Annotated in this window: 10 protein-coding genes; 4 read left to right on the forward strand and 6 right to left on the reverse strand. The window is 66.0% G+C overall.

Annotated features, from left to right (window positions below; all coding sequences use genetic code 11):
- Positions 1-1,050, reverse strand: coding sequence for an ATP-dependent DNA ligase (locus tag CH295_RS07875; protein WP_094740336.1), 1,050 nt, complete (start codon positions 1,048-1,050; stop codon positions 1-3).
- A 104-nt stretch (positions 1,051-1,154) separates the two neighbouring features.
- Between CH295_RS07875 and lppU the strand changes: the two genes are divergently transcribed.
- Positions 1,155-1,754 (forward strand): LppU family putative lipoprotein, encoded by a 600-nt coding sequence (lppU, locus tag CH295_RS07880; protein ID WP_094740337.1) that lies wholly within the window; start codon positions 1,155-1,157, stop codon positions 1,752-1,754.
- Entirely contained in the window at positions 1,751-3,187 is a 1,437-nt protein-coding gene (locus CH295_RS07885) for an MFS transporter (protein ID WP_094740260.1), read from the forward strand. The genes lppU and CH295_RS07885 overlap by 4 nt, the downstream gene beginning before the upstream one ends.
- A gap of 1 nt (position 3,188) precedes the next feature.
- Here the strand turns inward: CH295_RS07885 and CH295_RS07890 are convergent, their stop codons facing one another.
- Positions 3,189-4,067, reverse strand: a complete 879-nt coding sequence (locus CH295_RS07890; protein ID WP_094740261.1) for a universal stress protein — start codon at positions 4,065-4,067, stop codon at positions 3,189-3,191.
- Positions 4,068-4,182: 115 nt separating this feature from the next.
- Positions 4,183-4,788 (reverse strand): Rv1733c family protein, encoded by a 606-nt coding sequence (locus tag CH295_RS07895; protein ID WP_094740262.1) that lies wholly within the window; start codon positions 4,786-4,788, stop codon positions 4,183-4,185.
- 318 nt (positions 4,789-5,106) lie between these two features.
- Here CH295_RS07895 and CH295_RS07900 point away from each other — a divergent pair, with 318 nt between their 5' ends.
- The gene (locus tag CH295_RS07900) at positions 5,107-6,633 is read left to right on the forward strand and encodes a bifunctional aminoglycoside phosphotransferase/ATP-binding protein (protein ID WP_094740263.1); all 1,527 of its coding nucleotides are present in this window, start codon (positions 5,107-5,109) and stop codon (positions 6,631-6,633) included.
- 15 nt (positions 6,634-6,648) lie between these two features.
- Here CH295_RS07900 and CH295_RS07905 read toward each other — a convergent pair whose 3' ends face one another.
- The 3 genes from CH295_RS07905 to CH295_RS07915 form a co-directional block, all read right to left on the reverse strand.
- On the reverse strand, positions 6,649-7,497 hold the full coding sequence (locus CH295_RS07905) for a hypothetical protein (protein WP_094740264.1): 849 nt from the start codon (positions 7,495-7,497) through the stop codon (positions 6,649-6,651).
- Entirely contained in the window at positions 7,494-8,381 is an 888-nt protein-coding gene (locus CH295_RS07910) for a universal stress protein (protein WP_170945800.1), read from the reverse strand. The genes CH295_RS07905 and CH295_RS07910 overlap by 4 nt, the downstream gene beginning before the upstream one ends.
- Positions 8,382-8,523: 142 nt before the next feature.
- Complete coding sequence (locus tag CH295_RS07915) at positions 8,524-9,546, reverse strand: Acg family FMN-binding oxidoreductase (protein WP_353955466.1); 1,023 nt, start codon at positions 9,544-9,546, stop codon at positions 8,524-8,526.
- Positions 9,547-9,803: 257 nt separating this feature from the next.
- Here CH295_RS07915 and ilvD point away from each other — a divergent pair, with 257 nt between their 5' ends.
- Positions 9,804-11,519 carry a dihydroxy-acid dehydratase gene (gene ilvD / locus CH295_RS07920; protein WP_037196185.1) on the forward strand — a complete coding sequence of 572 codons (1,716 nt, stop codon included), beginning with the start codon at positions 9,804-9,806 and terminating at the stop codon, positions 11,517-11,519.
- The last annotated feature ends 16 nt before the right edge of the window (positions 11,520-11,535 follow it).

Genomic DNA, 11,535 nt, shown 5'->3' on the forward strand with positions numbered 1-11,535 from the left:
CTATCGTCCCCCGGCAATGACGTCGGCGACGTCGTAGCGCACGGGAACCTCGAGCTGGTCGTAGGCACACGAGCGTGGATCGCGATCGGGTCGCCACCGCAGGAAGCGCGCCACGTGCCGCAGCCGTGCCCCTTCCATCTGGTCGTAGGCCACCTCGATGACCCGCTCGATACGTACCGGGATCCAGTTGCGGTCGTTCGACGAATTCCAGCGGGTGGCTTCACCGTCGTACGTGACGTCGTCGCCGAGTCGCAGCGGTTCGAGCTCTTCGAGCAATTCCAACCGGCGTTTGTCGGTGAACGCCGACGCACCGCCGATCATCCGCAGGTCGTCACCGTCGTACAGACCGAGCAGCAAAGAACCGATACCGTTGCCGGACTTGTGAATTCGATAGCCGATCAACACGCAGTCGGCAGTGCGCGCATGCTTGATCTTGATCATCTCGCGCTTGTTGGGCAGATAGAGCCCGTCGAGCTTCTTGGCCACCACACCGTCCAGCCCGGCACCCTCGAACCGCTCGAACCAGTCCTCGGCCACCGCCGCATCCTCGGTCGCCGAGGTGACGAAGCAACTCTTCGGGTGCGGGCCGACCACGTCGAGCAGTCTCGCTCGCCGCGTCGAGAACGGCTCATTCGTCAGGTCCTCGTCGCCGACGGCCAACAGGTCGAAGCCGATGAACTGCGCCGGAGTCTTCTCCGCGAGCATCGTCACCCGACTCGCCGCGGGATGAATTCGTTCGGACAGCGACTCCCAGTCGAGGCGAGTGGAACCGTCCTTCTCGCGGGGTACGACGATCTCACCGTCGACGACGATCTTCTCGGGTAGCTCGGCCTTGATCGCCTCCACCAACTCCGGGAAGTACCGGGCCAGGTCCTTGCCGCCGCGTGACCCCAGCACCACTTCGTCTCCGTCGCGGAAGACGATGGCGCGAAACCCGTCCCATTTCGGCTCGTACGACCACACAGCCGGCCCGTCCTCGGGCTGCGCGGGCACCACTTTCGCGGCTTTGGCGAGCATCGGTGCGACCGGCACGGCAAGAGGAAGATCCACGCAGTTCATCCTGCCTCATGCAGCCGACGAGCGAGTCCGATATTTTCTACACGAGCACGGTCGACGAACACGGCACGCTCGAACCTACGAGGGCAGGACTCACCATGGCGTCATCCAACCGTTCGGTCCGCGCTCTCGTTCTCGCGCTGTCGTCGTGCGCGGCCCTGATACTCGGCGGGTGCGCGTCGGAGGTGTCCGGTACCGCCGTCGCCATCTCCGGTGCCACCATCGCGCCCACCACGACCACCAACCCTCCCACCAGCACTCCGACCCCCGAGATCGACGACGGCGGCAGCGTCGACATCGACGTGCAGATCGGCGAGTGCGTCAATCTGGGCGGCACCGTCGACGAGGCGGCCATCGCCAACGCGACCTGCGGATCCCCGCAATCCAACTACGTCGTCTTCGCCAAGACACCGACATCGGCCGAGTGCCCCGAGGACGCCGATCAGTACTACTACGAGACCTACTTCGACATCGAACAGGGAGCCCTGTGCCTCGACATCGACTGGCAGGTCGGCGGATGCATGGACCTGGTCGGTGAATTCGCCCAGCGGATCGACTGCGCCACCCCCGGTGCCGACACCCGCCGCGTCGTGACCATCCTGCAGGGCACCTCGTCCGTCGACGACTGCCCCGACCCGGCGCTGTATGGATTCGAGAAGGACTCACGCAACTTCGTCGTCTGCGTCGAACGGTTGTGACCGCCACCGACATCTCGGTCTCGAGCGCTCGGGGGCGGTGGATCGTCGCAGCCACGGTGCTCGGTTCGGCTCTGGCGATGCTCGACGCCACCGTGGTCAACATCGCGTTACCTGCGATCGGTCGCGATCTCGGTGCGGGCGTCACCGGTCTGCAGTGGACGCTCAGCGGTTACACCCTGACGTTGGCGTCGCTGATTCTGCTGGGCGGGTCCCTCGGTGACCGGCTGGGGCGCAGGCGGGTGTTCGTCTGGGGCACCGTCTGGTTCGCGGCCGCGTCGGTGCTGTGCGGGCTCGCCCCCAGTATCGAGGTGCTGATCGCGGCGCGACTACTTCAGGGGGTCGGCGCGGCCCTGCTGACGCCGGGTTCTCTCGCGCTGATATCGGCCTCCATCAAGGCCGAGGATCGAGGAGCTGCAATCGGCCTGTGGTCGGGACTGGGCGGCGTGGCGTCGGCGATCGGCCCGCTGCTCGGGGGCTGGTTGGTCGACGTCGTCGGCTGGCGTTCGGTGTTCCTGATCAACATTCCGCTCGCCGTCGTCGTGATCTGGGTGACCGCGAAACACGTTCCGGAGAGCCGAGATCCGCACGCATCCGGCCGACTGGACGTGCCGGGCGCGGTCACCGTCGCGGCGGCGCTGGGTCTGCTCACGTACGGTCTGATCGAGTCACACACCCTGGCCCTCGCTCTGGGTGTCGTCGCGGCCGGGGTGTTCGTGGTGATCGAGCGTCGCTCGCGCAATCCACTGGTACCGCCGTCGCTGTTCGCCTCACGCGTGTTCCTGGCGGCCAACCTCGTCACCTTCGCCGTGTACGCGGCGCTGGGCGGAGTGTTCTTTCTTCTGGTGTTGCAGTTGCAGTTCGCCGTGGGCTACTCGCCGATCGCGGCCGGGGTCGCCACGCTGCCGATCACCGCTCTCATGCTCGTCCTGTCCGCCCGCGCGGGGAGAATCGCCGGACGCATCGGACCTCGTGTTCCGATGACCGTCGGGCCTCTGCTCTCGGCGCTGGGACTGTTGCTGATGTTGCGCATCGGGCCCGGATCCACCTATGCCACAGACGTTCTGCCCGCGGTTGTCGTCTTCGGGCTCGGACTGTCCGCTCTGGTGGCCCCGCTGACCGGAGCGGTTCTGGGTGCGGTGTCCACCGATCGCGCCGGAATCGCGTCGGGCGTCAACAATGCCGTGGCCCGCACCAGTCAGTTGCTCGCCGTGGCGGCATTGCCTGCGCTGGCCGGTATCGCAGGCTCCGATTACGCTGCACCGGAGGTGTTCTCGGACGGCTTCCACACCGCGATGCTGATGTGCGCCGGACTGCTGGTGATCGGTGCCGGCATTGCGGCGGCTCTGATCCGCGGTACCGGCGAGGACGCGTCGAACTGCCCGCCACACTGCGACATCGGCTCACCACCACCTGCCTCGCGTCGGAGCGCGTGACTCACCGCACGATCAGCACCGAGCAGTCGGCGTGGTGGACGAGGTTCTGACTGACCGATCCCAGAATCGTTCCGAGGAATGCACCCCGGCCTCGGCACCCGACCACGAGCATCGACGCCGACGCGGACATCGCACGCAGGCCTCGCGTCGGGCTCGACTGCGCGCTCACAGTGCTCAGCGCAACATCCGGGTACTTCTCGCGCATGGTCTCCACATGCGTTTCGACCCAATGCTTTTCGTGTTCGCGAATGCTCACCCAATCGACGTTCTCGAATCCTGTTCCCAGACCTGCCTGAACGGCGAATCCCCAGTAGTTCACCGCGACCACCGGCGTTCCGAGGGTGTGGGCGATCTCGAGAGCAGCACCGAGCGCCCGATCCGACTGCTCACTTCCGTCGACCCCGACCACGATCGGACGCCCGACGTCGGCGCTGCCGCCTGCGTCGCGCATGAGCAGCACCGGGCACGGTGCATGCGTCACGACTCGGAGAGTGTTGCTGCCGAGAGTCAGGTCTCGCAGCGCGCTCGACTTCCTCGATCCAAGCACCACCAGCTCCGCGTCGGCCTTCGACACGTACGAGGCGATGGTTCCATCGGCGGTGAACGTCTCGACGGACACCGCCGGTGCTACGTCGTGAATCGCTGCCTCGGCGCGGGCGAGATGCTTGCGCCCGATCGCACGCAGGTCCCTTTCCAGCGCACCGCCGTCGACGAACGCCGCCGATCCGTACCAATCCCCCTCGGGGACTGCATGAATCAAGCGCACGGGTGCGCGCACCTTCGCCGCATAGGCGGCCGCCCACCGCGCTGCGGCGTCGGCCTCGCTCGAGCCGTCGATACCTACCAGGATGGGACGCACGCGGTCGGTGGAATTACTCATGATTCTTCCTCGTCTCGTGGTCGACCGTCGATGCAGTCGAATAGAATCGAACGTAGATCTGCAGTCGCCCCCACATTCAGAGCACTTGGTCCATCATCGAGGTGGCCGAGGTCCCTCATGCCGAATCTCCCCTCGTCCGACCACGTTCGGTCTCGAATTTCAGCCAGTCGCGGTCCCACTGCCGCATCCGCGCTCGCCGGTCGAAGTACCGCGTCGCCACGAGAGAGGTGGCGACGACGACCGTGCCCACCACCCAGAAGCCGACGGCTGCAGCGATTCCCAACAGCACGTTCGACGTCGCGGACGACGGTTCCGCAACTCGCCTGCCCTCGGCATCGACTCTCGTCGGAACGGTGCCGCCCCGTTCGGTGCCGTCCGGTACGCGAATCTCGTCACTGTGTAGCTGACCCGGCGGCCATTCCCAAGCGACAGTCGCGTAGTGATCGATGACGTCGACGGTGCCACTCGGTTGCGACCGCAGCGTGGGCTCAGTCGTCACCACGGCATCGATCTGTTGAGTGGTAGCGCTCTTTCGGACCGACTCGGCATCGAGATCGGCGTAGGTGAGAGATCCGACCAGCGCGGCGAAGGGAACGAGTCCCAGAATCGCCGCCATCGCGCAGGCGAAGGCGAGAGCCGCGGTTCGATCACGGCCCCGCATCAGGGAATTGGTACTCCACGGTGCCAGGCGCCACCAGCGAGCGAAGTCGTATCCGAACACCGCAACCGCCCACTCTCCCTGATCGTGTGTCTGCCCAAATTTTCCGCCGCACACGGGCCCTGCACCAGGGCACAATGTCACGATCACAGCAGGTCACGATCACAGCAGGTCACGATCACAGCAGGTCACGATCCACGCCCGAGGTCCGCTGGGCGACATCGTCGACATACGTCCTCGAACCCGGTGACCTAGGTCCGGTGTGGGTGGGCAGCGGTTCTCGTAACGTGTGCCGACGACGGATCCCATCCGACTCGACGACAGCATCGGCGATGCACCACATCGACGTTCGTCGGACCACTCTTCGCCCGGAGGACACCGATGGCCGATCTCGATCAGCGAACACACCCCACAACGACTACCGGCCCCCATCACAGCTCCGGATGCGTGACCGTCCACGAAACCCACTCCGCCTACGTGATGCTGCTCGGTTCCGTCGCGTACAAGATGAAGAAGCCAGTGCAGAACGACTTCCTGGACTTCTCCACCGTCGACTCACGTTGGCGCGCACTCGATCGCGAATACACGCTCAATGCCCGGTTCGCGCCGGATGTGTATCTGGGTATCGCCGAACTGACCGACCCCGAGGGCGCGCCACCGGAGCCGTTGTTGAAGATGCGCAGGCTCCCCGAGTCACGAAAGCTGTCCGCGCTGGCACGAAGTGGGGCCGACGTCACCGAGGAACTGGTCGCGATCGCGCGGATCGTGGCCCGAGTGCACAAATTCAGCGCACACGAAAACACGATCGATCGTGCAGGAACCCGTGAGGCTCTCCGTGGGCGATGGGCCGCGAACATCCGCGAACTGCGTGCGCTCCCGCGCCCCATAATCGACCCCGCGGTGATCGACGAGATCGACGAGCGATCGGCCCGCTACCTTGCAGGCAGAGGCTCCCTGTTCGACCTCCGAGTGGCGCAGGAACGCACGGTCGACGGCCACGGCGATCTGCTTGCCGACGACATCTTCTGCATGCCCGACGGACCGCGCATCCTGGATTGCCTCGATTTCGACGACGACCTTCGATACCTGGACGGTCTCGACGACATATGTTGCTTGGCAATGGATCTCGAGTACCTCGGCAGACTCGACGCAGCGCGGTTCGTCGTCGACACCTACCTCGAGGCTGCCTGCGACGCACCACCCAGGTCGCTGGTGGACCACTACATCGCCTACCGAGCCACGGTTCGCGCCAAGGTCGCATGCATTCGCGCTCTCCAGGGCTGCGCGACGTCGACTGCAGATGCCGTCGCGCATGCCCGACTGGCACTGATGCACCTCGAAGCGGCGACGGTGACGACGACTCTTGTCGGAGGGCTTCCCGGAACCGGAAAGTCCACGGTGGCAGCCGAGTACGCTGCTCGAACAGGGGCCGTGGTTCTGTCCAGCGATGTGGTGCGCAAGGAGCTGGCCGGTCTCGATCCGTCCGAGCCACGGCATTCGGAGGTGGGCGAAGGGCTGTACAGCGCGAGCGTCACCGACCATACCTACGCGGAATTGCTCCGTCGCGCACGGGGACTCGTGGCAGCGGGCCGTTCGGTCGTCTTCGACGCGACGTGGACCGACCCCAGTATGCGAGAGCGCGCACGCTTGCTGTCCACCCTCGCGCATTCGACCTCGATCGAGATCGAATGCGTCGTGCCGGCCTCGACGTCGTTGCAGCGCATCGCCACTCGCCGTTCGTCGGTGTCCGACGCCACCAGGCAGGTCTACGAGGCGATGACGCGCAGCCGGGCCCCGTGGCCGACGGCACAGAAGGTGTCGTGCGCCGGGACCGTGTCCGAATCGGTGGAGGCTGCACTGGCCGTTCGCTCCGCGGCAGTGCGGCGTTCGGGTGACAGTCGCCGGTGACGAGGCCGGGAGCGGTCAGCGGAACAGGGCAGACACCGCTTCGAGATCGGCGTCGGATCGGTGACCGCTCGAGTCCAGTTCGACGTAGAAGCTCTCGTAGCCACGCGGGTCGGCACCGCGGTCACCGGTACTGCGACGCTCGAACACTCGTGCATCCGGCCACAGGTCCGACACGGCCGTTGCGAGAACATGCCCGTCCGGAGAGACTCCACCGATCGGTCCGTACTCCGCGATCATCACCGCATGGACCACGCCCCCGATCGCGGCTGTGGTCACCGGGAAGACTCTCGGTCCCGTGGCCGTCGGTATGTCGACGGTGATGGACTCGGACCCCAGCACCACCGCCCCCGGCGCCTCGGCTGCGTCGTCGTCGGTCATCGTCGTGGTCCTCCGCGGTACGTCGTTCGATTTCGGATGGCTACTGCGGTCGGGGCATGTCAGTTCGACGCCCGAGACCGACGTCGGAGCCACTTCGACCAGCCTGTGCATCGGCGGTTCCTCCGAATGCGGCCGCGGCAGAGCCTGTTCGAGGACATCTCGTCGCACGTCCAGGACGGGACGCGCGATACCGTGGACGACAACGGTGGACACTGTTGCGCGAGAGGGATTCTCGTCGTCGAACTCCAGCACGACCGACGAGTCGAGAATGCTACGCCCCAACTGCGACCGCCCCTCGGCGTAGAAGTACACCCGACTCCCGATCCAGATGCAGGGCACGACGTCGACGGTGGGGCCGAAGTGATCGTGGCCGATCAACCGAGCCCGTGTCGCGCTGTGTGCGAGCCGGTTCGCGGTGCTCGCGTCGAGTATGCGACGGCGTTCCTCGTGGTGGCGCGAACGATTCGGCACCGTCCGGTTGGTCATCGGTCCCTGCAGATCATCACCGGGCAGTGCGCATGCCGGGTGAGGTTGTTGCTGGTCGATCCGAACAGGGCACTGGCGACGATTCCTCGCCCGTGACTGCCGACCACCACGATGCCTGCCCGTTTGGACTGCTCTATCAGCAGGTGAGCCGGGTTGCCTTGCTGTACGACATGTTCCACGGTGACGTCCGGATATTTCTCGCTCCACCCGGCAAGGCACTCGGACAGCAACAGCTGCTGTTCACGCTCGATCTCGCTGTCGTCGGGTGATCCGGGGAGGGACAGAGCGGCACCCTGGGACAACGAGCTCCAGGCATGTGCGGCGATCATCGGCACGTCGAACCTCGAAGCCAGATCGAAGGCCTGCTCGACCGCCGCTTCACTCGTCGCACTCCCGTCGATACCGACGAGGATCGGTGCGTCGACGGCGTCGATTCCCTCGCGCCACACGATCACCGGGCACCACGCCGTCGTCGATGTCCTCTGTGCTGTGCTCCCGAACAACGCCGACACGATCGGCCCCGAACCGGGGTTGCCGACGACGAGCATGCGCGCGGTGCGCGAGAGTTCGACCATCATGGAGCACGCTGGCATCTCCTCCACGGACGTGGTCACGGCGCTGTGCGGATACCGGGCCAGCACCGAGGTGGCAACGTCGGTGACGATGCGTTCTGCGGCGCGACGCTGCTCGTCCCAGATGTCGAGGGGAACGACCGATGCGGACTCGCCGAGGTAGAACGCGGGATGCTGCACCGCCCCGGCGATGTGCAGCGGGGCCTTCAGTCGCTCGGCCAGGGTTGCCGCCCAGAGTGCAGCGGAGATGCTGGTCGGCGAACCATCGACGCCCACAACGATTTTCTGATGATGTGCCAGAACCATGGCCATCTCCTGTCCTCGGTCTGGGCGGACCACACGGCCGGGCCCGTCGACGGTCATCCGTTCTCGGATACTCGTGTCCCATTGGACAGCTCGACAGCGAGCGCACCACAGAGCATTTGGTCCCCAGTTTCCGGTCCGTGATACCCGGTCACAGCGGCGTGGTTCTGCGCGAACCCCGAGCCGCACTGCGAGCGGCCACCGACAGCACCGACGACACCGTTCGCCGCGGGGTCGGAGCGAGAGGCGAGCCGATCATCGGCGCACCGATCCGAACGAGCACCTGCGGCACACCCCGGCCGGGGGCCAAGGACTCGACCAGGCGGCGACTGCCAGATTGCTCGGTCATATGTGTGAGAGGGCAGGTAGCGAGTCCATCGGCGGTTGCGGCCAGCAGGAAGGCGGACATGGCCCGCCCGCACTGCAACCAGTCCAGGCGTTCGTCGGACGCAGTACCGAGAAGCACCACCGTGGACTCGTCGGTCACCGGCTCTCGTGTTTCCGTTCCACCGACTCGGTGCGGCTCGGGAAAGTCACGGCCCACCTGCACCCTCGATGCCTCTGCGCGATCGGTGAGGGCCTCGGGCGGAATCCCTCCCGATCGGAACGAGTGTCCGGCCCACCACCTGATCTCGGCCTGATACGACGCGTCGTACTTTCGAATGCTCGCGCTCAGCCGCGATGCCGTGGCCAGCGTTTCCTTGGATTCGGCCGACAGGAACGTCGTCCGGATGTCGTCGGCTCCGTCGACCCGCCCGAAGTAGCGTGTCGGAATGCGGTTGTCCGGCACCGGACCGAACGCCCGACGATCCGAATGACGTCGATTGATGGCCGCCAACAGGTCGAACTCGTGCGATCGAGGGTGCGCGTCGTGGGTCAATCGAATACGTGCGAGATGGTCCGGCGCATCAGCCGTCGGCATCGTCTCGACGTCGGCCGTCCACCGAAAAGCCGCGGCTGCGGTACACAGATGGTCCAGCGCTGCCCCACAGCTGAGCACCATCTGCCGCTCGGTCGGGTCGATCGCCCCCAGCAGTCGCGTCCGATCGGTGAACAGATCGAGTCCGTGTTCGGAGAGAACCCACCTCCACGGCTGACTGTTGTGCACCGACGGAGCGCGACACGCGAGCTCCACCAACATCTCCACCACGGCAGAATCCGGCTGATCGTTCATCATCTCTCCTCGACCTTCCACCGCGAGGCGATGGCTGCCCACCACTGTCGACCCACGCGGGCAGTGCACGACAGGGCCATTGGTCACTGCGGGAGGGGAACTTGCGGTGAAAAAATCCGACCGAGGACTCACCTCGACCACCACTCCTCGTGATGCGCCGAACCCACGGGTTTAGGGTTGACAGTGAATGCGACCTCAGGAGCGGAACCTCCAGGACGCGACCGAGGATCCATATTCGCCGACCGCTCAGGAGTGTCATGACGACCCCGCAGAATCCCCAAGAAGGCATCGACGTCAAGCCGCGCAGTCGCGACGTCACCGACGGACTGGAGAAGACCGCTGCCCGCGGCATGCTCCGCGCCGTCGGAATGGGCGACGAAGACTGGGGCAAATCCCAGATCGGTGTCGCGTCCTCGTGGAACGAGATCACCCCGTGCAACCTCTCGCTCGAACGTCTGGCGAAGGCCGTCAAGAAGGGCGTCCACGCCGCCGGCGGCTACCCGCTGGAATTCGGCACCATTTCGGTGTCCGACGGTATCTCGATGGGTCACGAGGGCATGCACTTCTCGTTGGTCTCACGTGAGGTGATCGCGGACAGCGTCGAAACCGTCATCAGCGCAGAACGCCTCGACGGTTCCGTCCTGCTCGCCGGTTGCGACAAATCGCTGCCCGGAATGCTCATGGCCGCAGCACGTCTGGACCTGGCGAGCGTCTTCCTCTACGCCGGCTCCACCTTGCCCGGGTTCGCGACCCTGTCCGACGGCAGCGAGCACCAGGTGACGATCATCGACGCCTTCGAGGCCGTCGGAGCCTGTTCGCGCGGATTGATGTCACGCGCCGACGTCGACACCATCGAACGCGCCATCTGCCCCGGCGAAGGTGCCTGCGGCGGAATGTACACCGCGAACACGATGGCCAGCGCAGCCGAAGCTATGGGAATGTCGCTGCCCGGCAGCGCATCTCCCCCCGCTCCCGATCGCCGACGCGACGGATTCGCGCATGCCAGCGGCGAGGCCGTCGTCGACCTCTTGCGACGCGGCATCCGCACCAGCGACATCCTCACCAAGGAAGCATTCGAGAACGCCATCGCCGTCGTCATGGCCTTCGGCGGCTCGACCAACGCGGTGCTGCACCTGCTCGCCATCGCACACGAGGCGCAGGTGGATCTGACCCTCGCCGACTTCACCCGCGTCGGCGCGAAGGTTCCGCACCTGGCCGACGTCAAGCCCTTCGGCAAGCACGTGATGACCGACGTCGACGCGATCGGCGGAGTTCCGGTGGTCATGAAGGCTCTGCTCGACGCCGGCCTGATGCACGGCGACTGCATGACGGTCACCGGAAAGACCGTGGCGGAGAACCTCGCTCACATCGCACCCCCGGACCCCGACGGCAAGGTGCTGCGCGCACTCGACAAGCCGATCCACCCGACGGGCGGCATCACCATCCTCGAAGGCTCACTCGCCCCCGGCGGGGCCGTGGTCAAGTCCGCGGGCTTCGACTCCGACGTCTTCGTCGGCACCGCACGCGTTTTCGAGCGTGAACGCGCGGCCATGGACGCCCTCGAAGACGGCACCATCGCAGCGGGCGACGTCGTTGTCATCCGCTACGAGGGACCCAAGGGCGGACCGGGAATGCGCGAGATGCTCGCGATCACCGGAGCCATCAAGGGTGCGGGACTCGGCAAGGACGTCCTGCTGCTCACCGACGGCCGATTCTCCGGCGGCACCACCGGCCTCTGCGTCGGACACGTGGCACCAGAGGCAGTCGACGGCGGCCCCATCGCCTTCGTCCGCGACGGTGACCAGATCCGACTCGACGTCGGCAAGGGCACCCTCGACCTACTCGTCGACGCAGCCGAACTGGACTCCCGCGCACAGGGCTGGGCACCACTGCCGCCGCGCTACACCCGAGGAGTGCTGGCCAAATACTCCAAGCTGGTCGGATCGGCGTCGAACGGTGCGGTACTGATCTAGCCGACCCCTTCCCGGC

The sequence above is a fragment of the Rhodococcus sp. 14-2483-1-2 genome (genome assembly GCF_002259405.1).
Classification (GTDB): Bacteria; Actinomycetota; Actinomycetes; order Mycobacteriales; family Mycobacteriaceae; genus Rhodococcoides.

Bases quoted from the DNA above. Each gene is read 5' to 3' on its own strand.
- lppU (WP_094740337.1), top strand. From the start codon at position 1,155: ATGGCGTCATCCAACCGTTCGGTCCGCGCTCTCGTTCTCGCGCTGTCG.
- ilvD (WP_037196185.1), top strand. From the start codon at position 9,804: ATGACGACCCCGCAGAATCCCCAAGAAGGCATCGACGTCAAGCCGCGC.
- CH295_RS07910 (WP_170945800.1), bottom strand. From the start codon at position 8,381: ATGGCCATGGTTCTGGCACATCATCAGAAAATCGTTGTGGGCGTCGAT.
- CH295_RS07890 (WP_094740261.1), bottom strand. From the start codon at position 4,067: ATGAGTAATTCCACCGACCGCGTGCGTCCCATCCTGGTAGGTATCGAC.
- CH295_RS07905 (WP_094740264.1), bottom strand. From the start codon at position 7,497: ATGACCAACCGGACGGTGCCGAATCGTTCGCGCCACCACGAGGAACGC.
- CH295_RS07900 (WP_094740263.1), top strand. From the start codon at position 5,107: ATGGCCGATCTCGATCAGCGAACACACCCCACAACGACTACCGGCCCC.
- CH295_RS07915 (WP_353955466.1), bottom strand. From the start codon at position 9,546: ATGAACGATCAGCCGGATTCTGCCGTGGTGGAGATGTTGGTGGAGCTC.